This window comes from Pleomorphomonas koreensis DSM 23070 (genome assembly GCF_000425185.1).
Taxonomy (GTDB): domain Bacteria; phylum Pseudomonadota; class Alphaproteobacteria; order Rhizobiales; family Pleomorphomonadaceae; genus Pleomorphomonas; species Pleomorphomonas koreensis.
The window spans coordinates 50213-75219 of sequence record NZ_AULH01000012.1 but is presented as its reverse complement, the minus strand read 5'-3'; the positions used below and the strand labels follow the sequence as shown (position 1 = coordinate 75219).

General features: G+C 65.3%; 20 protein-coding genes. 11 read left to right on the top strand and 9 right to left on the bottom strand.

Going from position 1 to position 25007, the window contains the following annotated elements; all coding sequences use genetic code 11:
* Window positions 1-216 precede the first annotated feature (216 nt).
* Window positions 217-1080 carry an IclR family transcriptional regulator gene (locus H512_RS0111335; protein ID WP_084798431.1) on the top strand — a complete coding sequence of 288 codons (864 nt, stop codon included), beginning with the start codon at window positions 217-219 and terminating at the stop codon, window positions 1078-1080.
* Window positions 1081-1479: 399 nt separating this feature from the next.
* Here H512_RS0111335 and H512_RS23625 read toward each other — a convergent pair whose 3' ends face one another.
* The 5 genes from H512_RS23625 to H512_RS0111310 all read right to left on the bottom strand — a co-directional run bounded on the left by H512_RS23625 (window position 1480) and on the right by H512_RS0111310 (window position 6787).
* Window positions 1480-2577 (bottom strand): helix-turn-helix transcriptional regulator, encoded by a 1098-nt coding sequence (locus tag H512_RS23625; protein WP_169507149.1) that lies wholly within the window; start codon window positions 2575-2577, stop codon window positions 1480-1482.
* 31 nt (window positions 2578-2608) lie between these two features.
* Window positions 2609-3688 (bottom strand): ABC transporter ATP-binding protein, encoded by a 1080-nt coding sequence (locus tag H512_RS0111325; RefSeq protein ID WP_026783553.1) that lies wholly within the window; start codon window positions 3686-3688, stop codon window positions 2609-2611.
* Between the two features lie 3 nt (window positions 3689-3691).
* On the bottom strand, window positions 3692-4585 hold the full coding sequence (locus H512_RS0111320) for a carbohydrate ABC transporter permease (RefSeq protein ID WP_026783552.1): 894 nt from the start codon (window positions 4583-4585) through the stop codon (window positions 3692-3694).
* Window positions 4585-5418: a carbohydrate ABC transporter permease gene (locus tag H512_RS0111315; RefSeq protein ID WP_053239791.1), complete on the bottom strand. Its 834-nt coding sequence runs from the start codon at window positions 5416-5418 to the stop codon at window positions 4585-4587. Before H512_RS0111315 ends, H512_RS0111320 begins: the two co-directional genes overlap by 1 nt.
* A 127-nt stretch (window positions 5419-5545) precedes the next feature.
* Window positions 5546-6787, bottom strand: coding sequence for an ABC transporter substrate-binding protein (locus H512_RS0111310; RefSeq protein ID WP_026783550.1), 1242 nt, complete (start codon window positions 6785-6787; stop codon window positions 5546-5548).
* A 237-nt stretch (window positions 6788-7024) separates the two neighbouring features.
* Between H512_RS0111310 and H512_RS0111305 the strand changes: the two genes are divergently transcribed.
* The 4 genes from H512_RS0111305 to edd are packed head-to-tail and all read left to right on the top strand — an operon-like array spanning window position 7025 to window position 12780.
* Entirely contained in the window at window positions 7025-8032 is a 1008-nt protein-coding gene (locus H512_RS0111305) for a LacI family DNA-binding transcriptional regulator (protein WP_026783549.1), read from the top strand.
* A gap of 28 nt (window positions 8033-8060) precedes the next feature.
* Window positions 8061-10424 carry a GH36-type glycosyl hydrolase domain-containing protein gene (locus H512_RS0111300; RefSeq protein ID WP_026783548.1) on the top strand — a complete coding sequence of 788 codons (2364 nt, stop codon included), beginning with the start codon at window positions 8061-8063 and terminating at the stop codon, window positions 10422-10424.
* Between the two features lie 35 nt (window positions 10425-10459).
* A complete protein-coding gene (locus H512_RS0111295) occupies window positions 10460-10957 on the top strand; it encodes a gluconokinase (RefSeq protein ID WP_210162682.1) in 498 nt (165 codons plus the stop codon).
* On the top strand, window positions 10954-12780 hold the full coding sequence (gene edd / locus H512_RS0111290) for a phosphogluconate dehydratase (RefSeq protein ID WP_026783546.1): 1827 nt from the start codon (window positions 10954-10956) through the stop codon (window positions 12778-12780). The genes H512_RS0111295 and edd overlap by 4 nt, the downstream gene beginning before the upstream one ends.
* A 16-nt stretch (window positions 12781-12796) precedes the next feature.
* On the opposite strand, the gene H512_RS0111285 is transcribed toward edd, so the two are convergent.
* A complete protein-coding gene (locus H512_RS0111285; RefSeq protein ID WP_026783545.1) occupies window positions 12797-13549 on the bottom strand; it encodes an IclR family transcriptional regulator in 753 nt (250 codons plus the stop codon).
* 342 nt (window positions 13550-13891) lie between these two features.
* Here H512_RS0111285 and H512_RS0111280 point away from each other — a divergent pair, with 342 nt between their 5' ends.
* The 3 genes from H512_RS0111280 to H512_RS0111270 all read left to right on the top strand — a co-directional run bounded on the left by H512_RS0111280 (window position 13892) and on the right by H512_RS0111270 (window position 18376).
* Window positions 13892-14800: a dihydrodipicolinate synthase family protein gene (locus tag H512_RS0111280; RefSeq protein WP_026783544.1), complete on the top strand. Its 909-nt coding sequence runs from the start codon at window positions 13892-13894 to the stop codon at window positions 14798-14800.
* Between the two features lie 28 nt (window positions 14801-14828).
* Complete coding sequence (locus H512_RS0111275) at window positions 14829-16805, top strand: YjhG/YagF family D-xylonate dehydratase (RefSeq protein WP_026783543.1); 1977 nt, start codon at window positions 14829-14831, stop codon at window positions 16803-16805.
* Between the two features lie 221 nt (window positions 16806-17026).
* Window positions 17027-18376 (top strand): gluconate:H+ symporter, encoded by a 1350-nt coding sequence (locus H512_RS0111270; RefSeq protein WP_026783542.1) that lies wholly within the window; start codon window positions 17027-17029, stop codon window positions 18374-18376.
* Window positions 18377-18487: 111 nt separating this feature from the next.
* On the opposite strand, the gene H512_RS0111265 is transcribed toward H512_RS0111270, so the two are convergent.
* From H512_RS0111265 to H512_RS0111255, 3 genes are all read right to left on the bottom strand, one after another.
* Complete coding sequence (locus tag H512_RS0111265) at window positions 18488-19480, bottom strand: Gfo/Idh/MocA family protein (protein ID WP_026783541.1); 993 nt, start codon at window positions 19478-19480, stop codon at window positions 18488-18490.
* Between the two features lie 129 nt (window positions 19481-19609).
* On the bottom strand, window positions 19610-20029 hold the full coding sequence (locus H512_RS0111260; RefSeq protein WP_026783540.1) for a VOC family protein: 420 nt from the start codon (window positions 20027-20029) through the stop codon (window positions 19610-19612).
* Between the two features lie 91 nt (window positions 20030-20120).
* The gene (locus H512_RS0111255; protein WP_026783539.1) at window positions 20121-20462 is read right to left on the bottom strand and encodes a hypothetical protein; all 342 of its coding nucleotides are present in this window, start codon (window positions 20460-20462) and stop codon (window positions 20121-20123) included.
* Between the two features lie 418 nt (window positions 20463-20880).
* On the opposite strand from H512_RS0111255, the gene H512_RS27760 reads away from it, so the two are divergent.
* From H512_RS27760 to H512_RS23620, 3 genes are all read left to right on the top strand, one after another.
* Window positions 20881-22566 carry a methyl-accepting chemotaxis protein gene (locus tag H512_RS27760; protein ID WP_026783538.1) on the top strand — a complete coding sequence of 562 codons (1686 nt, stop codon included), beginning with the start codon at window positions 20881-20883 and terminating at the stop codon, window positions 22564-22566.
* Window positions 22567-23378: 812 nt separating this feature from the next.
* Entirely contained in the window at window positions 23379-24170 is a 792-nt protein-coding gene (locus tag H512_RS0111240; RefSeq protein ID WP_210162681.1) for a transporter substrate-binding domain-containing protein, read from the top strand.
* Complete coding sequence (locus H512_RS23620) at window positions 24160-25002, top strand: amino acid ABC transporter permease (RefSeq protein WP_084798429.1); 843 nt, start codon at window positions 24160-24162, stop codon at window positions 25000-25002. Before H512_RS0111240 ends, H512_RS23620 begins: the two co-directional genes overlap by 11 nt.
* Window positions 25003-25007 lie beyond the last annotated feature (5 nt).

Below are 25007 nucleotides of genomic sequence, written 5' to 3'. Positions count from 1 at the left end.
TGGCAGGAGGAGCCCGCGTCGCCTGGAACCGCACTTGGCGTTCATACTCGGGAATTGACATTGCCGCTCTCATTTGCGGATTAATGTTCCGCTATTCGGAATAATCTTCTAGAACGCGGGTTATCGCTTGTCAATCGGCCTCACTACGATTTAACGCTATGACAAGCGCGATCCCCGGCGGGACCGCACAGAGACCGTGGGCAACGGAACGACACCATGAAAACCACAGCCGAACGACAAGACGTGACTGCCGAGCCGGCCGCCGACAAAGGCCCGCAAAAGAAGAGAAGCGACGACCGTGGCTCGCTGAAGTCGATGCAGAAGCTGATGGCGGTGCTCGACTGCTTCTCCGTCTACGAGCAGTCTCTCACGCTCAATGACATCGCCGTGCGCTGCGGCATACCCAAGACCACGGCCCATCGGCTTGTCACCTCGCTCAGGGAAGTGAAACTTCTCGAGCAGGACCACGAGCGGGACCGCTATCGCATGGGCATCCGCCTGTTCGAACTCGGCAGCATCGTGCTCGCCAATCTCGACATCTTCTCGCGGTCGCGGCATCTGGTGCAGCGGCTGATGGATACGACGGGCGAGGACTCGCACCTCTGTGTCTTCGATGGCACCAACGTCATTTCGGTCGAGCATATCGAACCGGGCAGCGGCCGGGTGAACTGGACGACCGCCCTGTCGATCTCGCCGGCCTATTGCACCGGTGTCGGCAAGGCGGTGCTCGCCTACCAGGACAGCAGCGTCGTGGCCAAGATCGTGCGCGGCGGCCTCAGGCCATTCACGCCGAACTCCATTACCGATCCGGACGTCCTCGCCGCGGATCTCGAGGCAACGCGTCGGCGGGGCTATTCCGTCGACAACGCCGAGCACCAACCGCTGATCCGCTGCATCGCGGCGCCCATCCGCAACGTCACCGGGCGGGTATTTGCGGCGGTCAGCGCCTCCGGACCGTCAAGCCGGATGACCGACGACCGGCTCTTCTCCTTCGCCCCGCTCGTGATCGCCACGGCCGACGAGATCTCGCGGCTTTCCGGCTACGTCCCCCGCCAGGATTCAAAGCCGGTCATGGGTTGATCGCGGTGTCCGTTCTATTGGAGGGGACGCGTGATCACGGCGATAAAGGAGGCGCTGCTCCGGTTGCCGGACGCAGCATGAGCGGCGATCGACAGCGCCCATCAAGATCCAGCGCGGCCTTCGGCGCAAAAGGGCGCGCCAGCGGCAGGCCATCGGTCGCTCTCCGGGACCCGTCAACAGCAGGCTCGCTCGACAGCGAGGCAAGCGCGGCATCCGATGGATCGGGGGCTGCTCTCCGTCGATGTCACCCAAGCCACCCGGCCGCTGGCCGGCCGTGATCGCCGGGACCGTTCCTGCGTCGCCGGACAAGGGATCGGGGCGGCAAGCGGCGTCCGGCAGCGGTCCCGCCGCCATCACCGCACCGGCGAATTCCAGACTGCCGTTCGCCTTGCCGTCAGCTCATCTGGCAGGCGAGTACGCGGCGCTTTCATCTGCCGGACGCACCGCGTGGGATTCCAGGCTTGGCGTTTCCTGCTGACCCGGTAACGGCCGGCCGTTGCCGTCCGAATCCTGGGCCTTCTCCGGTGGCCGGATTTTGGTCGGCGACAGGCCGAAGCGCTTGCGGAAAGCGCTCGAGAAATACTGGCTCGAATTGAAGCCGCAGGCGAAGGCTACCTCGGTTACGCTCAATGCGCTTTCGTTGATGAGCTGCCGGCGGGCCTGCTCCAGCCGCAGGTTCTGAAGATGTTGCATCGGCGTCATGTTGGTCAGCCGCTTGCAATAATCTGCGAAGCGGGTGCGTGACAGACCGCACTCCTCGGCTATCGTCTCCAGCGTCCAGTCCTGTTCGAGCGCGGAGACGAGGCGGCGCAGGAAGATCGCCACTGTGTGCTGGGACGAAGACAACGATGGATCGAGCTTGGGCTCATGCTCGACGAGACGGTCGAGCAGGCTCAGCATGATCGAGTTGATTGCCACCTTGAGCCGGGTTTCGCCGCTCTGCGGCTCGTGGCCGAGCAGGATCGGCGGCACGGCCTCGAAGGCGCGGCGGAGATCGGCGCCGCCGTCCCACAACGGTTGCTCGTTCTGCGTCAGCAGCCGGCCGAGCCGGTCGGCCTCCTCCGACGAGAGGACCATCCACTCCGGCCAGTGCCAGTCCTCGCTCGGCCGGCGCAGGCCACCATCGAGGATGATCCAGAGAAGGCGGCTCGACCCGACGGTCGGATTGCCGATCGAGTGGAGCTGCCAGGGACGGATGACGATGAACTGGCCCTGCTCGAAACTGAAGGGAACGTCGTCGACGACGAGATCCAGCCGCCCGCGAGCCAGATAGGCGATCTTGAAACCCTCGTTGCAGTGGCGCCCGAGGCCCCAGTCCTGACTATGGCGGGCATCCCAGAAGCCGACCGTGCAGATGCCCGGCAGCCGGCTTCCCAGGGGATCGCCGGGGTAGCTGCCGCGCGTCCAGAGGTATCCTCGGACTTTATAGACCAAGTCGATCAGCCGGGATGGCGACCGGCGATGCATAGACGGGGCGCGCCGAAGCGCCCCGTCCATTACCTCAATCTCCGGCGCGAGTTGCCGATACCTACAGCCGCCAGCCGGTTTCGACGTCGAAGAACGACGCCTTCTGCACATCGATGGTGACGGCGAACGTGCGATCCGCCTCGCAGCCGTCGTCCTGCCCCACCAGATGCGACAGGCTGAGGCCGTCAAACACAGACCAGGCCAGGATGCTGCTGCCCATCGGCTCGACCAGCGACACCTTTCCCTCGATGGCTGCTGCCGATCCGCTGGCGGGGAGGATGTGTTCCGGCCGGAGGCCGAGCACGACCTTGCGGCCGCTCTCCACTTTCTGCGTGAAGGGATAGCGGCTGACGTCCAGCCGGAAGTCGCCCGCCGCGAACGACAGGTGATCGCCGTCGGCGACCAGTGCGCCCTCCACCTTGTTCATGGCCGGCGAGCCGAGGAAGCTGCCGACGAATTCGTTGGCCGGCTTGTTGTAGACGTTGAGCGGCGTGTCGAGCTGCTGGATGATGCCGTCCTTCATGACGGCGATGCGGTCGGCAAGCGTCAGCGCCTCGATCTGGTCGTGGGTCACGTAGATCATGGTCGACTTCAGCGTCTTGTGCAGCTTCTTGATCTCGAGGCGCAGCTCGGCCCTCAGCTTGGCGTCGAGGTTGGACAGCGGCTCGTCGAACAGGAAGATATCGGCATCGCGCACCAGCGCCCGGCCGATGGCCACCCGCTGGCGCTGGCCGCCGCTGAGCGCCGACGGCTTGCGGTCGAGCAGATGGGCGATCTGCAACAGGTCGGCCGCCCATTTGACCTTCTTCTCGATGATCGCCCGGTCGATGCCGGCGATGCGCAGGCCGAACGACAGGTTTCGCTCGACGCTCATCGTCGGATAGAGCGCGTAGGACTGGAACACCATGCCGATGCCGCGATCCTTCGGATCGGTCCAGGTGACGTCCTTGTCGTTGAACAAAATGCGGCCGCCGCTGACATCGGTCAGGCCGCCGATGGCGCTGAGGAGCGTCGACTTGCCGCAGCCGGACGGCCCGAGCAGCACGAGGAACTCGCCGTCCCGGATGTTCAGGTCGAGGTTCCTGACGATCTGCACGTTGCCGTAGCTGACGTCGAGGCTTTCGAGGGATACGGAACTCATGGCTTACCCCTTCACGGCGCCGGAGGCGATGCCGCGTACGAACCAGCGGCCGGACAGCAGATAGACGGCGAGCGGCACCAGCGAGGTGAGCACCGTTGCCGCCATGTTGACGTTGTAGGCGCGCTCGCCGGTGGTGGTGTTGACGATGTTGTTGAGCTGGACTGTCATCGGCAGGTTCTCGCGCCCGGCGAAGACCAGGCCGAGCAGGAAGTCGTTCCAGATGGCGGTCACCTGCATGATCACGGCGACGATGGCGATCGGCGCCGACATCGGCAGGATGATCGAGACGAAGATCTTCCAGAAGCCGGCGCCGTCGATGCGCGCCGCCTTGAACAGTTCGATCGGCAGGCCGGAATAATAGTTGCGAAACAACAGCGTCATCACCGGCATGCCGAAGATGACGTGGGTCAGCACGATGCCGGCCAGCGAGCCGTAGATGCCGGTCTGGGCATAGACGCGCACCAGCGGGTAGATGAACACCTGATAGGGGATGAACGAGCCGAGCAGCAGGCAGGCGAACAGCACGTTGGCGCCCTTCACCTTCCAGAAGGACAGCGCGTAGCCGTTGACGGCGCCGAGCAGGATGGACACCACGACGCTCGGCACCAGGATCTTCACCGAGTTGCCGAAGCCGACCCTGAGACCGGTGCATTCGAGGCCGGTGCAGGCCGACGTCCAGGCCTTCACCCAGGCGTCGATGGTGAACTGCCGCGGCAGCGAGAAGATCAGGCCGAGGCGGATCTCGTCCATGCTCTTGAACGACGTGACGAGCATCACGTAGAGCGGCAGCAGGAAGAACAGCGCCACCACGCCGAGGAAGGCGTAGATGCCGACGCGGCCCCAGACCTCCTGATAGTTGAGCGGGCGTCTGGCGACGGCCGGCTTTGCCTGGCGCATCATGCCGCCCTCCCGCTTTTCCGGAAGTACTGGGAATAGATGACGGGCGCCATGACCATCAGGACGGTGATCAGCATCACCGTCGACGCCGCCGTGGCGAGGCCGATGTTGGCGCGCTCGAACAGGTTGTCCATGATGAACTTGGCCGGCACTTCGCTGGCCGTGCCGGGGCCGCCGTTGGTCATGGCGACGACGACGTCGTACATCTTGACGATGCTGATCGACAGCAGCACCAGCGAGGTGATGATCATCGGCCGCAGCATCGGCAGGACGATCGACAGGTAGACGCGCCAGGCCGGAATGCCGTCGATGCGCGTCGCCCGCCATATCTCGCCGTCGATGCCGCGCAACCCGGCGAGGATCAGCGCCATGACGAGGCCGGAGCCGTGCCAGACCGTCGCCAGGATGACGGCGTAGAGCACCATCCTGGGATTGACCACCCAGTCGAGGACGAAGCCGGAGAAGCCGAAGCCGCGCATGGTCGCCTGGATGCCGAGGTCGGGATTGAGGATCCACTGCCAGATCAGCCCGGCCACCACGAAGGACATGGCATAGGGATAGAGGAACACGGTGCGGAACAGGCTCTCGCCGCGCACGTTCTGGTCGATGAAGATCGCCAGCAGGCAGCCGAGCACGAAGCAGATCAGCAGGAAGAAGAAGGCGATGACGGCGAGGTTGCCGAGCGAGGTCAGCCAGCGCGAGGTGTCGAACAGGGTGACATACTGATTGAGGCCGACAAAGTCGCTCCTCGGCAGCAGCTTCGAGCTGGAGAACGACAGCCGGACCGACCAGGCCATGGTGCCGAGATAGGCGAAGATGACGACGGCGGCCATCGGCAGAAGGGCGATGTAGGCAACGAGGTTGCGCTTCACATGCCGGGTGAATTCGGCTCCCACGTGGTCCTCCCCTGTGCAGTTGCGGGAAGGCGGACGGCCGCCTCCCCGCGGTCTTGAGGCGGGATCAGCCTTTCAGGGCCTTTTCGAAGCGGTCGACGGCCTGGTCGACGGTCATCGGGGTGTTCCAGAGTTCGGTGACGATGTCCTGCACCGAGCCGTAGACGTACTCCTCCATCATCTGCGACGCGTCGGGCACCTGGCGGGCCGGATCGGACATGATCTTCATGCCGAGCTGGGCGCAGGCGTCGAGGCTCGACACGTCGACGTCGGAGCGGATGGGGATCGAGCCCTTGAGATTGTTGAACTTCACCTGCACCGCAGGATCGGTCATGATCTCGACGAGGAGATGCTGGGCCTTCACCTGCTCGGCGTTGTCGGTCTTGGGGAAGACGAAGACGTCGCCGCCGAGCACGTAGGGCGAGTCCGGACGGAGGCCGGGAATGCAGCCGTAGTCCTTGCCGATCTCCTTGTTGGCCTGCTTGAACTCGCCCTTGGCCCAGTCGCCCATCACCTGGAAGCCGGCCTCGTCCTTGATCAGCAGGGCGGTGGCGTCGTTCCAGTTGCGGCCCGGCGATGCCTGATCGACATAGGGCTTCAGGCTGACAAAGGTCTCGATGACCTTGCGGAACTCCGGCGAGCGGATCGCCGCCTCGTCCTTGTCGCCGTAGACGGACTTCCACAGCGCGGCGCCGCCGACATTGGTGAGCACGGCCGAGAACAGCGAGTTCTCCTGCCAGCGCTGGCCGCCGAGGGCGAGCGGAATGACGCCCGCCGCCTTCAGCTTGTCGAGGTCGGCGAGGAACTGCTCCATGGTTTCCGGCGGCTTGTCGATGCCGGCCTTGTTCAGGGCGGCGGTCGAGTACCAGATCCACAGGGGCATGTGGATGTTCACCGGCGCGGCGTAATACTTGCCGTCGACCTTGACGGCCCTGGCGATCGGCTCCGGCAGCACCTTGTCCCAATCGTTCTTCGAGGCGACGGCGTCGATGTCGTTGAGAAGGCCCTCGCCGATGATCTCGTGATACTGGCGCGACGTGTTGAACAGCGCGGCGGTCGACGGATCGCCGCCGATGATGCGGTTGATGGCGGCGCTGCGGGCGGCCGAGCCGCCGGCGACGGCATTGTCGACCCACTTGCCGCCGGCCGCGTTGAAGGCGTCGGCGAACACGGCGATGGCCGCGGATTCGCCGCCCGACGTCCACCAGTGGATGACCTCGGCGTTGAGCGGCTCCTCCGCCCTGGCGATGCCCGTCGCAGCCGCAAGGGCGATGGCCGACACGGCGACCATTTGCTTCATTGCAGTCATGGTTCCTCCCAAACGAGTCGCGCCGATCGCGGCTCTCCAAGCCGGACGAACGACGGTTCATGATCCAAAAGTGGGATCGGTTCCATTTTTGACCCAGGTGCCTTGATTTTGTCAACTCACCTTGCGAGAAAAGCGGGAACAGAAAGCGGGGCAATTCCGAGGAATCAAATTTTGATCCTTTTAAAACAAAAGGATAAGTGATATTGTGCGGAGCATCAGGGTGAGCGGAGCTGCGAGATGGCAACGGTAAAAGATGTAGCCAAGCTGGCCGGCGTGGGGTCTGGAACCGTTTCGCGCTATATTTCTGGAACCGGTTCCGTCTCGCGCAAATCGGCCGAGAAGATCGCGCGCGCCATCGAGCAGCTCAACTATCGGCCGAACAGCATGGCCCGATCGCTGTCGTCGCGCCGGTCCGACCTGATCGGCGTCTGGGTGCCGTCGCTCGAGGGGCCCTACTACCACATGATGATCCGCACCATCGAAAGCGCGCTTCGCTTGCAGGGCAAGCACATGATTCTCGCCAATGCCGAGGACGCGCAATCGAACGACGACCGCCTCGCCCATCTCGACTACCTGATCAACCGCGACTGCGACGGCATCCTGATTTCCAGCTCGCTGCAGAGCGAGTTCGAGCTGGCGCGCTATGCCGAGAAATTCCCCAATCTGGTGGTGATCAACCATCGCACCGACGAACTGGCCGGACGCTCCTTCTCGATCGACCACGATCTCGGCGGCCGGCTGGCGGCCCGGCACCTCGTCGAACTCGGGCACAGGCGGGTGGCGACGATCACCGGCCGGCTGTCGGCGCAGGACGCCCGACAGCGCCATGTCGCCTTCCTGGACGAGATGGCCAAGCTCGGCCACCCCCTGGCGCCGGAACGGATCATCGAGGGCGCCTTCTCCTATGCCGGCGGCGAGAGCGCCGTGGCGGCGCTGCTGGCGTCGGGCGCCGATTGCTCGGCGGTGTTCTGCGGCAACGACAAGGTGGCGATGGTGCTGATCGCCGAGTTGCACAAGCGCGGCATACGCGTGCCGGACGAGGTGTCCGTCCTCGGCTACGACGACGTCGATTTCACGCCCTTCACCGCCCCCGCCCTCAGCACGATCCATGCGCCGATCGAGGAAATGAGCCAGTCGGCCTGCCACCAGCTGCTGAACCTCACCTACGGCTTCGATCTGCCCTACCGCGAGCGCTTCGAGCCGTCGCTCTCCGTGCGGCAGTCGACGGGGCCATGCCGTCCGTAATCGAACACTTCCCCTTCGAGAGACACCGATGCCCTCCTTCATCGACAACGGAACCCGGTTCCACCTGGACGATCCGACGCTGGCTCCCAACGCGGCCGGCTATCTGTGGAACCGGCGGATGATGATCCAGATGAACAACCGCGGCTACGCGGTGAGCCAGTACATGGACCCGGAGCCGCGCAAATACGCCTATCCGCCGACCATCGCCGCCCAGACCTTCATGCAGCCGGAGCAGGGCTACTATCCCAATCATCCCGGCCGCTTCTTCTACATCCGCGACAACCGCACCGGCGCGCTGTTCTCGGCGCCTTACGAGCCGGTGCGCGCCTCGCTCGACCGTTTCGCCTTCGAGCCTGGCCTGTCCGACATCCGCTGGCTGGTGGAGAAGGACGGCGTCCGGGTGGAGCTTTGCCTGTCCCTGCCGGTGGACGACGTCGCCGAACTCTGGACGGCGAAGGTGACCAACGTGGCGGCCGCGACGAAGTCCCTCTCCTTCGTGCCGTTCTTTCCGGTCGGCTACATGTCCTGGATGAACATGGGCGGCCACTTCGATCCGAGGCTCGACGCGGTGGTCTGCACCTCCGTCACGCCCTATCAGAAGGTCGAGCAGTATTTCAAAAACCGCCATCTCAAGGACATCACCTTCCTGGCCGCCAGCCGCCGCCCGGACCATTTCGAGGTGGCGCAGCAGGCGTTCGAGGGCGAAGGCGGCCTGCACAACCCGTCGGCGCTCGCCGACGGCGGCCGTCTCCGCGACGGCGAGGCGCTCTACGAAGTGCCGGCCTGCGTCATGCAGTGGGATCTGGAGATTGCCGCCGGCGCCAGCGAGGAATTCCGCTTCCTGTTCGGTCCGGCCAAGGACGAGGCGGAGATCGCCGCGCTGCGGGCGAAATACCTCGACGGCGACGCCGAGGCGGCGCGGCGGGCCTATCATGCCTACGTGACGGTCGGCGGCCGCAGCTGCCTGGAGATCCGGTCGCCCGACGAGACATTCAACCATTTCGTCAATCACTGGCTGCCGCGCCAGGCGTTCTACCATGGCGACACCAACCGCCTGACCACCGATCCGCAGACCCGCAACTATCTGCAGGACGCGCTGGGCATGCTGTTCATCCGGCCGGAGACGACGCGCGAGGCCATCCTGCACGCCGCCGGCCAGCAATACGCCAGCGGCAAGATGCCGGACGGCATCCTGCTGAGGCCCGACGCCGAGCTGAAATACATCAACCAGGTGCCGCATACCGACCATGCCGTATGGCTGGCGATCGTCACCAAGGCCTATCTCGACGAGACCGGCGACCGCAGCGTTCTGGCGGACACGGCGGCCTGGGCAGATGACGACCGGCCGGCCAGCATCCGCGAGCACGTGACGGGCGCGCTGCGCTTCCTGGCGGCGGCCGTCGACGAGCGCGGGCTTCCCTATATCGACCAGGGCGACTGGTGCGATCCGATGAACATGGTCGGCTACAAGGGCCGCGGCGTTTCCGGCTGGCTGGCCGAGGCGTCGAGCTATGCCATGTCGTTGTGGTCCGAGGTCTGCGCCGCCGAGGGGGATAAGGACACTGCCGACTGGCTGAAGGCGGAGGCCGACGCTCTGGTCGAGCGCGTCAACCGCCATCTCTGGGACGGCGACTGGTATAGCCGCGGCATCACCGACGACGGCGTCGTCTTCGGCGTATCGACCGACACGGAGGGGCGCATCTTCCTCAACGCCCAGAGCTGGGCGCTGCTGTGCGGTGCCGCCGGCGAGGACCGCAAGGCGCGTATGCTGAAGGCGATCGACGAACAGCTGGTGACGCCCTATGGCGTGGAGATCCACGCGCCGGCCTTCACGGCGATGCGCGAGGATATCGGCCGCGTCACCCAGAAATGGCCGGGCAGCGCCGAGAACGGCGCCGTCTACAACCACGCCGCCGCCTTCTACGCCGCGTCGCTCTACCATGTCGGCGAGCGTGACCGGGGCTTCAGGGTGCTGCGCGCCATGCTGACCGACGCCGAGCGGGTGGATATCGCGGCGCGCGGCCAGTTGCCGCTCTACATTCCCAACTACTATCGCGGCGCCTATCGCCAGTTTCCGCGCACCGCCGGCCGCTCCAGCAACCTGTTCAACACCGGCACCGTCGCCTGGTTCTACCGACTGGTGGTCGAGCAACTGTGCGGGGTGCGCGGCGACGGCGACGGCGCGGTGATCGCGCCGCAAGTCCCCTCGGACTGGCAGACGCTGGCCTTCAGCCGCCGGCTGCGCGGCGCGACGTTCAACGTCAGCTTCACGCGCGAGGATGGCCTCGCCGGGCAGGTGGTCGAGGTCGGCGGCCGGCGTCTCGATCACGGACGGCTTGCCGGCATCGAGGCCGGTCGAACCTATGACGTCACCGTGCGAAGCCCACGCTGAGACCCGGCCGGGAGGTAGCGATGATCGTCATCGTCATGGGCGTGTCGGGCTGCGGCAAGACCACGGTCGGCGAGCTGCTCGCCGAGCGGCTGGGCTGCGCCTTCTCCGACGCCGATGATTTTCACCCCGCCGCCAATGTCGAGAAGATGCGGGCCGGCATTCCGCTCAGTGACGACGACCGCCGGCCGTGGCTTCAGGCCCTGCGGCGGGCCATCGAAGGCTGGCAGGCGGCGGGCGAAAGCCGCGTCATTGCCTGTTCGGCCCTGAAGGCCGCCTACCGCGACCTGCTTTCGCCGCATGACGATGCGATTTTCGTCTTCCTCAAGGGCAGCACCGAGACGATCGCCGCCCGGCTGGAGGCTCGCAAGGGCCACTACATGAACCCTGGCCTCCTGGCGAGCCAGCTCGCGACGCTGGAAGAGCCGACCGACGCCATCGCCGTCAATATCGCGCCGCCACCGGCGGCCATCGCCGACAAGATCATGGCCCGGCTCGACGCGCGCGGCCTTTATCAGGAAAAGAGACGCACATGACCGTTCGCTCCATCATCGCCGACGTCACCGAGCGGATCGAGCGGCGCAGCCGGACCAGCCGCACCGCCTATCTCGACGGCATGGAAAGGGCGCGCGAGGCGATCCGCGCCGCCGGCCCGGCACGCCGGCGCCTGCCCTGCTCCAACCTCGCGCACGGCTTCGCCGCCTGTCCGACCGGCGACAAGCAGCGCCTGGCCGGCGGCGACGCGGTCAATCTCGGCATCGTCACCACCTACAACGACATGCTGTCGGCGCACCGGCCCTACGAGCGCTACCCGGAACTGATCCGCGAGGAGGCGCGGCGGCTCGGCGCCGTCGCCGAGGTAGCCGGCGGCGCGCCCGCCATGTGCGACGGCATCACGCAGGGCCGCACCGGCATGGAGTTCAGCCTGTTCTCGCGCGACGTCATCGCCATGTCGACGGGCATCGCCTTGTCGCACGACATGTTCGACGCCGCGCTGATGCTGGGTATCTGCGACAAGATCGTGCCCGGCCTGATCATGGGCGCCCTGGCGTTCGGTCACCTGCCGACCGTGTTCATTCCGTCCGGCCCGATGCCGAGCGGCCTCGGCAATGCCGAAAAGAACGCCGTCCGCCAGGCATATGCCGCCGGCCGGGCAACCGACGCCGAGCTTCTCGACGCCGAGGCGAAATCCTACCATTCGCCCGGCACCTGCACCTTCTACGGCACCGCCAACACCAACCAGATGCTGATGGAGATCATGGGCCTGATACTGCCCGGATCGGCCTTCGTGGCGCCCGACACGCCGCTGCGCGACGCGCTGACCCGCGCCGCCGTCGCCCGCGCCGTCGCCATCGCCGGCATGGGCGACAGCAGCCTGCCGATCGGCCGGCTGCTCGACGCGCGCGCCTTCGTCAACGGCATCGTCGGCCTTTGCGCCACCGGCGGCTCGACCAACCTGACCATCCACCTGATCGCCATGGCACGGGCGGCCGGCCTTGTCGTCGACTGGGACGATTTCGCCGCCCTGTCGGCGGCGACGCCGCTCCTGGTGCGCGCCTATCCCAACGGCAAGGCAGACGTCAACGGCTTCCGCGATGCCGGCGGCGTGCCCTTCCTGGTGCGCGAATTGCGACGCGCCGGGCTGCTCCACGATGACGTTCTCACCATCCTCGGCACCGGTCTCGCTGCCTACGAGCGCACGCCCCGTCTCGACGCCGACGGCGCGCTGGTGTTCGAGGAAACGCCTGAAGCCAGCGCCGACGACAGCGTCGTCCGGTCGATCGCCGCGCCTTTCCAGTCGACCGGCGGCATCAACCTTCTGACCGGCAACCTCGGCCGGGCGGTGATCAAGTCGTCGGCCGTCGCCGTTGAGCACCAGACGGTCGAAGCGCCGGCCCGCGTCTTCGCCTCGCAGGAGGCGCTGCTCGCCGCCTTCAAGGCCGGGCTCGACGAGGATTTCGTCGCCGTGGTCCGCTTCCAGGGACCGCAGGCCAACGGCATGCCGGAGCTGCACAAGCTGACGCCGGCGCTCGGCCTGTTGCAGGACCGGGGCCGCAAGGTGGCGCTGGTCACCGACGGCCGCATGTCCGGCGCCTCCGGCAAGGTGCCGGCCGCCATCCACGTGACGCCGGAAGCGGCACGCGGCGGGCCGATCGGCCGCGTCCGCGACGGCGATACGGTCAGGCTCGACGTGGCGACCGGGCGGCTCGACGTGCTGGTCCCTCAGGAAGAATGGGACGCCCGTCGCCAGGCCGTCGCCGAGACCTCGCCCAACACCGACAGCAGCGACCGCCGCCTGTTCGCCGTGCTGCGGCGGGCGGTCAGCACCACCGAGGACGGCGCGACGGCGCTTGGCTGAGCCGTCGCCCTCCGTCTCAGTAGCCGAGGTCGTGCGAGACGCTGGCGCCGATGTCCTTCAACTGCTCGATGAACAGCTTGAATTCGTCCATCGACACGTTCTCGACAACCGTCGAGATGGAAATGGCGGCGACGGGCTTGCGGTCGTGTCCCCACACCGGCACGGCGGCGCAGCGGCAGCCCCGGACGTTCTCCTGTTCGTCGACGGCGAAACCGTCCGAGCGCACCCTGGCGAGCGCCGCCCGGAAGGTATCGCAGTCGGTGATGGTGTTCTCGGTGGACGCCATGAAGTCGTAGCCGTCGAGCGTCTTCTCGATGATGGCCGACGCCTGGTAGGCGAGCAGGATCTTGCCGATCGCCGTGGTGTGGATCGGCATGCGCCGGCCAACCCGCGAGTAGACGATGATGGAGCGTGTCCCCTCGACCTTGTCGACGTAGACGCCGGATTTGCCGTCGAGCACGCCGAGATGAACGGTCTGCCCGGTGCCCTCCGCCAGCTTCTCGATATACGGCCGGGCAACGGCGATGAAATCGCGCGAGCGCTGCACGAGATAGCCGCGCTCAAGCAGCTTCACGCCGAGGCGATAGGGCGTGTTGGCCTCGGTCTGCTCGATGTAGCCCTGGGCCTGCAGGGTTTTCAGAAGCGAATGCAGGGTGCTCTTGTGCAGCCCGGTCATCTGGCTGATCTCGGCGAGGTTGAGTTCGACCTTCTGCTCGCTGAACAGTTCGAGAATGTTGAGGGCGCGCTCCACGGCCTGGATCAATGGCATTCAAGGCGACTCCGGAAAGACGGCAGCAAGGCATTCTGCGATTCTTGCCCCTGTTCGATTAGTGGGCCGGGGCTCGTAATCCAAGCGCGGAAAGACAACAGGATGCAATTCCGGCTTGTATCCTCCTGGTCTTCCGGGAGGGCTGGCGGTCTGAATTTCATTTTTTTATCAACCATATAGATTGACATCCCTTCAATCGACCACAACGCTGGGTCACGCAGGATGCGCATCTCTGCCTACACAGCATCCCGGATTTACCGCCCCAGGCATCACCGTTAACGTACGATATTATAAAATAGCGTTCTACAATATAGAACGAAAGAATGAGGTCAGGAGCTTCCGATGTCAGCAGTGCGTTTTGAAGGTGTCATTCCGCCGGTGTCGACGATTTTTACCGAGGCGGGCGCCTTTGATCCGAAGGGCCAGGGGCTGGTCATCGACAAGCTGATTGCCGCCGGCGTCGACGGCCTCTTCATGTGCGGCACCGGCGGCGAGTTCTCCCAGATGACCTCGGCCGAGCGCAAGGCGGTGGCCGAGTTTGCCGTCAAGCAGGCGGCTGGGCGAGCCAAGGTACTGGTCGGCGTCGGTTCCAACAACCCGCGCGAGGCCGTCGAGCTGGCCGTTCATGCCGAGGCCATCGGCGCCGACGGCATCGTCGTGGTCAATCCTTGCTACTGGAAGGTCACCGAGCCGCGCCTTCGCGCCTATTTCACCGACATCGCCGCTGCCACCAAGCTGCCGGTGCTGCTCTACAACATCCCCTTCCTGACCGGACAGGATCTCACGCCGGCCTTCGTGAAGTCGGTGGTCGAGGCGGCGCCCAATGTGGTCGGCATCAAGGAAACGGTGGATTCCATCGGCCATATCCGCGAGATGATCAATGTCGTCGGCGCCGTGCGCCCAGACTTCCAGGTGCTCGCCGGCTATGACGACCACCTGCTCACCACGCTGATGCTGGGGGGCGCCGGCGTCATCTCGGCCAGCGGCAACTTCGCGCCGGAGCTGTCCATCGGCATCTACAAGGCTTTCCGCGCCGGCGATTTCGCCAAGGCCGTCGCGCTGCACAGCCGCCTGATCCGCCTGCCGTCGATGTATGGCCTCGATACGCCGTTCGTGAACGTGGTCAAGGAAGCGATGCGCCTCACCGGCCTCGACGTCTCCACCTACTGCCTGCCGCCGGCCGGCCCGCTGGCCGCCGACCAGATCGCCCGCCTCGCCGAGCTGCTGAAGCAGGCCGGCCTCGTCAAATAACCAAACGCCATTCACAGGGAAGAACCGCATGTCCCTCAAGGAAATCTACGACGAGAGCAACGAAGCCGTCTATGTCGCGGCGACCAATGCTCCCGGCCCGGCCGGCAAGCTGCCGCTGACGGCCGAAATGCTGATCAACCGGCCGAGCGGCGATATCTTCGGCATGACGCTGAATGCCGGCATGGGCTGGGAGCCGCAGAAGCTCACCGGCACGGAAGTGCTGGTGATCGGCGTCACCGGCGGCATCCGCGGCGCCGATGGCAAGCCCGTCGCCCTCGGCCTGCACACCGGCCATTACGAGACGCCGCTGCAATTTGAAGCGGCGGCCCGCGAGGTGGCCAAGGCGGGCGGCGTTCCCTACGCCGCCTATGTCAGCGACCCCTGCGACGGCCGCACGCAGGGCACCACCGGCATGTTCGACTCCCTGCCCTACCGCAACGACGCGGCGATCGTCTTCCGCCGGCTGATCCGCTCGACGCCGGTGCGCAAGGCGGTGATCGGCATCGCTGCCTGCGACAAGGGCCTGCCGGCGCTGATGATGGCGCTTGCCGCCCAGCACGACCTGCCGACCATTCTCATCCCCGGCGGCGCCACGCTGATGCCGACCAAGGGCGAGGATGCTGGCAAGGTGCAGACCATCGGCGCCCGCTTCGCCAATGGCGAACTGACGCTGGACGAGGCGAGCGAACTCGGCTGCCGGGCCTGCGCCTCGGCCGGCGGCGGCTGCCAGTTTCTCGGCACCGCCGGCACCTCGCAGGTCATCGCCGAGGGTCTCGGCATCGCCCTGCCCCATTCGGCCCTGTCGCCGTCCGGCCAGCCGGTCTGGCTCGAAGTGGCGCGCCAGTCGGCGCGGGCGGTGCTGCAACTCGAACAGCGCGGCATCACCACCCGGGACATCCTGACGTCGAAGGCGATCGAGAACGCCATGGTCGTGCATGCCGCCTTCGGCGGCTCGACCAACCTGTTGCTGCACCTGCCCGCCATCGCCCACGCCGCCGGGCTCGCCATGCCCTCGGTCGAGGACTGGACGGCGGTGAACCGTCGCGTGCCGCGCCTTGTCAGCGTCATCCCCAACGGGCCGGTCTATCACCCGACCGTCCGCGCCTTCATGGCCGGCGGCGTGCCGGAAGTGATGCTGCATCTCCGGGCGCTGGGGCTTCTCAACCTCGACGTTCTCACCGTCACCGGCGAGACGCTCGGCGCCAACCTCGACTGGTGGGAGACCTCCGAGCGCCGCCGCCGCTTCCGCGACATGCTCGAGACGCAGGACGGCGTCAACCCGGACGAGGTGATCATGCCGCCGGCCAAGGCGGCCGCCCGCGGCCTCACCTCGACGATTACCTTCCCGATCGGCAACATCGCGCCGGAAGGGTCGGTCATCAAGTCGACCGCCATCGATCCCTCGGTGATCGGCGAGGACGGCGTCTATCGCCACACGGCGAAGGCCAAGGTGTTCGTCTCCGAGGTCGATGCCATCCACGCCATCAAGAGCGGCAACATCGTTGCCGGCGACCTGATGGTGGTGATCGGCGCCGGTCCGTCCGGCACCGGCATGGAGGAGACCTATCAGGTCACCTCGGCGCTGAAGCATCTGTCCTACGGCAAGCACGTGGCGCTGATCACCGACGCCCGCTTCTCCGGCGTGTCCACCGGCGCCTGCGTCGGCCATGTCGGGCCGGAAGCCCTGGCCGGCGGCCCCATCGGCAAGCTGCGCGACGGCGATATCGTCGAGATGATCGTCGATTGCCGCAAGCTGACGGGATCGCTGAACTTCCTCGGCACCCAGGAGGCGCCGGCCACCGCCGAGGAAGGCGCCGCCATCCTGGCAGCCCGTCCGCCGCATCCTGACCTCGCGCCTCAGGCCGAGTTGCCCGACGACACCCGCCTCTGGGCGGCGTTGCAGGCGGCGAGCGGCGGCACCTGGCGCGGCTGCGTCTACGACGCCGACCGGATCATCGAGGTGCTGGAGGCCGGTCGCGCGGCGCTGGCCGCAAGAAAGGGCTGACACCGGAATACGGAGGGAGAGGCGCTGCCTCTCTCTCCAGAGTCCGCCGGCGCTCCGAGCCGGCGCCACTGGAGGACATCGCGGCCAAGGGGGCTGGTCGTCCATCCGAACATCGGGGCAGGCAGTACCAACTGGATCGGCGGCGACACCGCCGCCCCAGGGGCGCGGCCTGTTGTCTTCGCCGGCCGGACCGGCGTCCAACCAAACCAAGGGAAGAGGAAATGCCTTTAGTCATCGTCGTAGCCGGCATCGTGCTGCTGCTGCTTCTGATCATGAAGCTGAAACTGAACACCTTCGTTTCGCTGATCATCGTCTCCTTCTGCGTCGCGCTGGCCCTTGGCCTGCCGCTCGACAAGGTGGTGAAATCGATCGAGAGCGGCCTCGGCGGCACGCTCGGTCATATCGCCCTGATCTTCGGCCTCGGCGCCATGCTGGGTCGCCTGATCGCCGATGCCGGCGGCGCCCAGCGCATCGCCGTCACGCTGATCGAGAAGTTCGGCGAGCGGAACGTCCAGTGGGCGGTGGTCGTCGCCTCGTTCATCATCGGCATCGCGCTGTTCTTCGAGGTCGGCCTGGTGCTGCTGGTGCCGATCGTGCTGACCATGGCCAAGCAGATGAAGCTGTCGCCGCTGCATCTCGGCGTGCCGATGTGCGCCGCGCTGCTGGCCACCCATGCCTTCCTGCCACCGCATCCCGGCCCGACGGTGATCGCCGGCGAGTATGGCGCCGATATCGGCACGGTGCTGGTCTACGGCATCATCATCGCCATCCCGGCGGTCATCATCGCCGGCCCGCTCTACAATGCCCTCGCCAAGCGGATCGTTCCGTCGGGCTTCGCCAAGAAGGCCGACCTCGAGACCATCGGCTCCTTCAAGACCTTCGACCTCGACAAGACCCCGGCCTTCGGCATCTCGGTGCTGACCGCCATGCTGCCGGTGATCATGATGTCGGCGGCCGCCATCATCGCGGTGATCCGCAGCGAAGCGGGCATCGCCGACAATACCGGCTTCGCCATCATCCGACTGGTCGGTGACGCCTCGGTGTCTATGGTGGTGTCGCTGCTGTTCGCCATGTGGACGATGGGCGTCAAGCGCAACATCCCGGTCAAGGACATCATGGCCTCCTGCACGTCGGCGGCCAGCCACATCGGCATGATGCTGCTGATCATCGGCGGTGGCGGCGCCTTCAAGCAGGTGCTGATCGACGGCGGCGTCGGCAAGTATGTGGCCGACCTGTTCGCCGACACCAACGCCTCGCCGCTGATCTTCGCCTGGGGCGTGGCCGCCCTGCTGCGCATCTCGCTCGGCTCGGCGACGGTGGCCGCCATCTCGACGGCCGGCCTGGTCATCCCGATGCTGGCGACGCACAACGTCAACCTCGCCCTGGTGACGCTGGCCACCGGCGCCGGCTCGGCGATCTGCAGCCACGTCAACGACGCCGGCTTCTGGATGTTCAAGGAGTATTTCGGCCTGTCGATGAAGGAAACCTTCGGAACGTGGACGGTTCTCTCGACGATCGTCTCGATCATCGGCCTCATCGGCGTTCTCGTTCTGGAAGGCTTCGTCGGCTGACGATCGACCCCAGATGAAAGTACCGGCGGTCGCGGCAATGTCGCGGCCGCCTTTCGATTCCGATGCGAGTATGACGGCGGCCCGCCGCCCGGCCCTGACGCCGGGCTGGCGTCAGCTCGCCGTCTCGCCGGGATAAACCACGCCGATCTGCTTCCGGATGTCGTCGAGCGTCTCCATGATGACGACGCTTTGCTCGATCGGCAGGATGGGACTGCTCCGCTCGCCGGCGGCGACCAGCCGTTCCAGCTCGACGGCCTGGAAGTGCATGCCCCGCCCGCGGATGTCGGCCGGCTTGAACTCTTCCAGCAGGTTCTTCTGGCTGTCGTAGATCCGGAAGCCGGTCGGCGTGTACCAGACGCCGTCGATCTCGACATGACCCTCCGTGCCGTTGATCTCGGCGCGATTGCTGCCGGGCGCATCGCTGGCGGACACCGTCAGGGCGCTGGCGCCATTGGCATAGCGGAAGATGGTGGACACCTCGGCATCGGCGCCGGTCGCCTTCAGGCGGCCCGAAGCGAGGACCTCTGTCGGCTCTCCTAGAATGTCGAAGGCAAAGGAGATCGGATAGATGCCAAGATCGAGCAGCGCGCCGCCGCCGAGTTCCAGCGCGTTGAGGCGGTGGCCGGGATCGTCCGGCAGATCCTGGGTATGGGTGGCCACCAGGGTGCGGATTTCGCCGATCATGCCGCTGGCCAGCGCCTCGCGCAGCCGGACCATATGCGGCAGAAAGCGCGTCCACATGGCCTCGAGGACGACGACATCATGCTTGCGGGACAGATCCAGGAGACGCCGGGCTTCCGCCCCGTTCAGCGTGAAGGACTTTTCGACGAGGACGTGCTTGCCGGCGGCGATGCAAAGCTCCGCGGCGGCGGCGTGGAACGGGTGCGGCGTCGCGATATAGACGACGTCGACCTCGGGATCGTCGGCAAGCGCCTGATAGCTGCCGTGTGCCCGCGCAATGCCGTGCCTGGCGGCAAAGTCGACCGCCTTGTCGATCGACCGCGAGGCGACGGCGGTCACCGTCATGCCGTTGTCCAGCAGATCCTGCACAAAGAGGTCGGCGATCCATCCGGTCGCCAGAATGCCCCAACGCAGCTTAGTCATCGGCAGTCCTCTCCCCCTGGCCATTCGGGCGTTGCCCGTCCGATAGCAGTAGTCGATTTCCCGGCGCGCGGCCACCGATGATCCGGCATTCCCGATGAAGCTGGCCCGATGAAGCCGGCACGGCCGGTTTCATGCCACGCCGGTGTCGATGACCACCGACGGCGCCGAGCGGCGCGCCGGGCCGTGGAAAACGGCCTCGATGTTGCTGCCATCAGGATCGAACAGAAAGGCCGCGTAATAGCCGGGATGATAGGATCGCTCGCCGGGGGCGCCATTGTCCCGGCCGCCGGCGGCCAGTCCCGCCTGATGGAACCGCCGGACCGCCTCGCGGTCCTGGGCCTGGAACGCCAGGTGAACATGCGTCGCCGCACCGCTGTCCTCTCCCAGTGCATCGATCCAGAGTTCATCGCAGGCAAGATGCTGCTCGTCGTCCGCCAGCAGCGGAATGCCGAGCGCTCCGAGCACCGCCCGGTAGAATGCTGCGGTGGCGGCAAGATCCTTCGACCTGAGGTGGATATGGTCGATCAGACGGCCTTGATGCAGTTTCATGTGCAACTCCTCCTGGTCTCCACCGGCCGTCCAGCGGGCGAGGCGCTCGTCCGTCAGGACGCATGCTGCCGCATCATCCTGACGGCGTCTCTCACCCGTTGAGCATCGTCACGCGCCATGCCGACGAACGGAGCCGCACGGCCAGGAGATATGTTTCATCCGAGCATGCAGGGCGAAGCCGACGCTTTCGATACGGTTGGCCGATGACCTGGAGGTCGTTCTTGATCGGCCGGCTGGGCTCGTGAACGGCCGGCATACCCGCGAACAGCGGATCGGCGGCGGTATCCTGCACCACCAGCGAGGTCTGGGTCGCGACAACGCGGTCGTGGACGACCTGCGGCAGGCTGTCGATCGGCCTGCCCTTCACCTCGCCGGTCCAACCGGCGGTCGCGACAACCTCCGGCTCGCCATAAAGCGGAACGTCATTGATCAAAGCAGCATGGGCACTAAGTATTATTATCCATGTCATAGATGCTACCCGGGACGCGATCATTCAACGCCCGTCCCAGAGTGCAACTTCGCGTCGGACAGAATTGAATTATTGATAAAAAGAAATAATCGCCTCCATGTACGAGATGGCCGGAAGTAAGCCGATTATTCTATCCAGCATATCCGGCATTTGATTTAAATAATTTTCAATATCAATTATTGAATATATTTGCCCCCGCTTTTCCCTAGATACACCAAGTTCCAACAAGTTCTCAATATTTATTATCTAAGAGAAAGTTTATACGTGAGTTCAGCATATTGAAATGCATGATCTACACATTGATGGAGCGCGATACACCTCAATATTAACGACACATCAACACCAGAATAATTAGCATATGCGGAATTTATGGGGGAACGACATGCTTCTTGCCAACCTTTCGCTTCTCAAGAAAGTTACGGCACTCATCGTCCTGGCGGCTGTCGTGGCCATCGCCGGCGCCGTCTATTCGGCGTTGCAGATGAAGCAGATCGAGACACGCTTCGAGGTGCTGCTCGACGGCAAGTCGCAGGCGGCGCTCAACATCATCAAGGCCAATCGTCGCATGTCCGATATTGCGGCCTCGTTATACATGACCGCCGGCGCCGAGACCGGGGATCTCAGAGAGACCGCCGCAGGCGCGCGCGAAACATCGCTGATCGAGTTCGAGCAGTTCAACATGATGGCCGCCGAGGCGGACCCCACGTACGCAGAGGTGATCGCTTCGTCCCAGGCCGAGTTCAAGGCGCTGCTGGACGGCGTTTGCAGCGAGGTGGTGACGCTGGCCAGCGCCGGCGAGGCCGGCCGGGCGATGGAGGTCATGAACGGCGCCTGCAAGCCGGCCATCTCCGAGGTCCAGGAGAAGGGTGCCGAGTTCAACGACACGATCGTGATGGAGCTCGACGATGCCAAGACGCTCATCAAGAACTCCACCGATCGGACCATCTACATGACCTTCGGCATGATGGTTCTGGCCAGCGTCCTGATCGTCATCCTTTCGGTGATCGTGACGCGGAAGACTGTCACCAATCCGCTGTCCCGACTGCTCGGTCAGATGCAGGAGCTGCGCGAGGGCCACTATCAGATCGACATCGCCGGCAAGGATCGCACCGAGGAGATCGGCCGTCTGGCGGTCGGACTCGAGGAGTTCAGGAAGAGCCTCGACGCGGCCGAGCGGATGCGCCTCGCCGCCGACGAGGCCAAGAGCGCCGAAGAAGCCGGGATTCGCCGCCGCCTGACCGTCACCGAGGCATTCGCGTCCGACATGGAATCGCTGGCCGAAAGCTTCGGCCGCTCCTCCGGCGAGGTCGCCGACAGCGCCAGGAATTTCTCGGCCACGGCCGAGGAGACATCCCGCCAGGCACAATCGGTTGCCTCTGCCGCTGGAGAGGCCGCTGCCAACGTGCAGACGGTGGCCGCCGGCGCCGAGGAGCTGACGGCGTCCATCCAGGAAATCGCGCAGCAGGTCGCCCATTCCTCGCGCATCGCCCGCGAGGCGGCCGAGGAGGCTTCGGCCAGCAGCCGCCACATCCAGTCGCTGTCCTCCTCTGCCCAGCATATCGGCGAAGGGGTCGAACTGATCAACAACATCGCCGACCAGACCAACCTCCTGGCGCTCAACGCCACCATCGAGGCCGCCCGCGCCGGCGAGGCCGGCAAGGGCTTCGCCGTCGTCGCCGCCGAGGTCAAGCAGCTGGCCGACCAAACGTCGAGGGCAACCGGCGAGATCGGCCGCAAGATCAACGACGTACAAACGGCGACCGGCCTTGTCGTCGATTCCATCACCAGGATCGTCCGAACCATCGATACGATCCAGCACGCCTCCGAGGCGATCGCCGGCGCCGTCGAGGAGCAAGGCGCCGCCACCGGGGAAATCGCCGCCAACACCCAGAAGGCTTCGCAGGGCACCGCCGACGTCACGCAGAACATCGCCGGCGTCGGTACGTCCGCCGAGATGACCGGATCGGCCTCCACGCAGCTGCTGAAGCTCTCCGACCATCTCAATGCGCAGTCTCTCACCCTGCAGGACCGGGTGCGTCGGTTCGTTCAGGACCTGGACGTCGCCTGACCCTGCTTCTCTTCCTGCCGGATCGAATACGGCCGGCTCCTTCGATAGAATGCCGGGAATGCCAATTGGGCAGGCGAAGGACTTGGCCCGCATTTTCGAGTGGCCCAGCGCTTCAAGCCGGGGCTCGAACCGCGCACGCTTGGTGGCGCTGCCAGCACCGGCCCAACAACGGCCCAAGGGCCGCGCATCAGTTCGGTGACGTCGTACCCAGTCGCCATGAGAGCCAAGGCGCGCTGGATCCGCCTCAAGCTCCGCCGCCCACCGCCGATCGTGCCGGAAATGGCGCCACCCGCGAGCCACAATGAGACGCGCCCCCGCCTCACGCGGCGCAGACCCGGCAAAGCCCGATGAGAGCCCACAATCGGAAAGTAGCGCCGTCCGAGCACAGGCGGCCGGATGGAGTTTCAAGGAGAGCTGCATGCGAGGCACCAGATTCAAACACACCACGCTGGCCGCATCGGCCGTCCGGCTGATGGGGGCTGTCCGGAGCAAGACTTGCCAATCGAAATAGCTGTCGCCGAGGCGACGGCTGACAGGACAAGAGGAAGAATCCCAACGTCCGGAAACGAGTGCCAATCTAGTTGATGGCTCTCAAGGTCCTGGCAGGGTTCGCCACCCTCTCCTAGACCTTAGTGACGACGCAAATCCCGGAAAATACTGCCGTTCTGCCGCTGGCCGATAGCAAGATATTTCCGCGGCGGGCCAGGAATTGAACCGCCTGATGTCGGCGGCGGCACGAGAAAGCTGCATCATGGGAACATACCAATGACACTGGACCGACCGCCATGATGACGCCGCGCATACTTATTCTGATGACCGCTCTTGCCTTTCCCGCCGTGGCCTTTGCCGGAGAAACGTTCGACCGCGTCCACTCCAAGGGCGAAGTCGTCGATGTGCTGGTCAACGACTACCCACCTTTCGGCTTCATCAACGACAAGAACGAACTCGACGGCTTCGACGTCGATGTCGCCCGTGCCTTCGCCGAGAAGCTCGGCGTCAAGCTGAAGCTGGAAACGCCCGGTTGGGAAACCATCATCGGCGGCAAGTGGGCTGGACGCTGGGATCTCGCCATCTCCTCGGCAACGCCGACCGAAGAGCGGGCCAAGGTCGTGAACTTCCCGGCAATCTACTACAGCCTGCCAGCCGTGCTGGTGGTCAACAAGAACGAGACGGCCATCCAGTCCGCCAGGGACCTCACCGGCAAGAAGGTGGGCGTCGGCACCGGCTCGTCCTATGAAGCCTATCTCAACCGCAACTTCGTCATTCCCGGTCAGACGGCCATCGACTTCCCCTTCAGCAATGTCGAAGTGGTACCGGGCGATGAGACGGTCAACTTCCAGAACCTCGCCCTCGGCGCCGGCGTGCGGCTCGACGCCATCGTCGCCTCGGCCGGCACGGCGCAAGGTCAGATCGAGGCGACCGGCAAGCTGAAGGTGGTCGGCAAACCGCTGTTCGCCGAGCCGAATGCCGTGGTCACCGACAAGGGCGACTCCGAGTGGGACGCCGAGGTCGCCCGCGTCATCAAAGAGCTGAAGGCCGACGGCACGATCGCACGCATTTCCCAGAAGTGGTTCCATACGGACATCACCCAAGATGCCCAGTGACATCACGGAAATCTTGGTACCCGTCGTTGCGCGGCCGGTGAAAACTCACCGGCTGCGTTTCGATTTCCGGCTACGGGTCTGGTTGACCTGGGCGCTGCTGTTCATCGTCCTCATCGGCGGGCTGCAGCATCTCGGCCTCGACTTCGGGCTGATCCAGGCCAAGCTGCCCTTCATGCTGGGCCTTCATCTGTCACCCAACGGTTTCGTTCAGGGCGTGGTGCTGACCCTCTTGGTGACGGCGATGTCGATGGTGTTCGCGGTGGGGCTGGCGATCCTGACGGCGCTCGGCCGGCTGTCGCGCAATCCGGTCGCCTTTGCCATCGCTACCTTCTACGCGTCTTTCTTTCGCGGCACGCCACTTCTGGTGCAGGTGCTGCTGATCTACCTCGCCCTGCCGCAGTTCGGCATCATCCTGTCGGCGCTGACCTCGGGCGTGATGGCGCTGTCGCTCAATTACGCCGCCTACCTGGCCGAGACCATCCGCGCCGGCATCACGGCGGTGCCACGAGGGCAGCGCGAGGCGGCCATGGCCCTCGGCTTGCCACCACTGCTGATCGCCTTCAAGATCATCGCGCCACAGGCGGCACGGGTGATCATTCCGCCAGCCGGCGCCCAGTTCGTCTCGATGCTGAAGGATTCGTCGCTGGTGTCGCTGATGGGGCTCTGGGAGCTTAACTTCCTCGCCCAGTCCTATGGCCGGTCGACCTATCACTACATGGAAATGCTGCTGACGGCGGCCTTCATCTATTGGCTGCTGTCCATCCTGTTCGAGATCGTTCAGCATCGTCTGGAGGTGCGCTTCGGCCGCGCCTACGGTGCTGCCCGCGGATGACAAGA

Excerpts from the sequence above, each read along its gene's own strand:
- H512_RS23625 (WP_169507149.1), bottom strand. The coding sequence starts at position 2,577 with ATGGACGGGGCGCTTCGGCGCGCCCCGTCTATGCATCGCCGGTCGCCA.
- H512_RS23620 (WP_084798429.1), top strand. The coding sequence starts at position 24,160 with ATGCCCAGTGACATCACGGAAATCTTGGTACCCGTCGTTGCGCGGCCG.
- H512_RS0111280 (WP_026783544.1), top strand. The coding sequence starts at position 13,892 with ATGTCAGCAGTGCGTTTTGAAGGTGTCATTCCGCCGGTGTCGACGATT.
- H512_RS0111310 (WP_026783550.1), bottom strand. The coding sequence starts at position 6,787 with ATGACTGCAATGAAGCAAATGGTCGCCGTGTCGGCCATCGCCCTTGCG.
- H512_RS0111295 (WP_210162682.1), top strand. The coding sequence starts at position 10,460 with ATGGGCGTGTCGGGCTGCGGCAAGACCACGGTCGGCGAGCTGCTCGCC.
- H512_RS0111240 (WP_210162681.1), top strand. The coding sequence starts at position 23,379 with ATGACCGCTCTTGCCTTTCCCGCCGTGGCCTTTGCCGGAGAAACGTTC.
- H512_RS0111320 (WP_026783552.1), bottom strand. The coding sequence starts at position 4,585 with ATGCGCCAGGCAAAGCCGGCCGTCGCCAGACGCCCGCTCAACTATCAG.
- H512_RS0111275 (WP_026783543.1), top strand. The coding sequence starts at position 14,829 with ATGTCCCTCAAGGAAATCTACGACGAGAGCAACGAAGCCGTCTATGTC.
- H512_RS0111285 (WP_026783545.1), bottom strand. The coding sequence starts at position 13,549 with ATGCCATTGATCCAGGCCGTGGAGCGCGCCCTCAACATTCTCGAACTG.
- H512_RS0111300 (WP_026783548.1), top strand. The coding sequence starts at position 8,061 with ATGCCCTCCTTCATCGACAACGGAACCCGGTTCCACCTGGACGATCCG.
- H512_RS0111305 (WP_026783549.1), top strand. The coding sequence starts at position 7,025 with ATGGCAACGGTAAAAGATGTAGCCAAGCTGGCCGGCGTGGGGTCTGGA.
- edd (WP_026783546.1), top strand. The coding sequence starts at position 10,954 with ATGACCGTTCGCTCCATCATCGCCGACGTCACCGAGCGGATCGAGCGG.
- H512_RS0111335 (WP_084798431.1), top strand. The coding sequence starts at position 217 with ATGAAAACCACAGCCGAACGACAAGACGTGACTGCCGAGCCGGCCGCC.
- H512_RS0111270 (WP_026783542.1), top strand. The coding sequence starts at position 17,027 with ATGCCTTTAGTCATCGTCGTAGCCGGCATCGTGCTGCTGCTGCTTCTG.
- H512_RS0111315 (WP_053239791.1), bottom strand. The coding sequence starts at position 5,418 with ATGGCCGCCGTCGTCATCTTCGCCTATCTCGGCACCATGGCCTGGTCG.
- H512_RS0111260 (WP_026783540.1), bottom strand. The coding sequence starts at position 20,029 with ATGAAACTGCATCAAGGCCGTCTGATCGACCATATCCACCTCAGGTCG.
- H512_RS27760 (WP_026783538.1), top strand. The coding sequence starts at position 20,881 with ATGCTTCTTGCCAACCTTTCGCTTCTCAAGAAAGTTACGGCACTCATC.
- H512_RS0111325 (WP_026783553.1), bottom strand. The coding sequence starts at position 3,688 with ATGAGTTCCGTATCCCTCGAAAGCCTCGACGTCAGCTACGGCAACGTG.
- H512_RS0111265 (WP_026783541.1), bottom strand. The coding sequence starts at position 19,480 with ATGACTAAGCTGCGTTGGGGCATTCTGGCGACCGGATGGATCGCCGAC.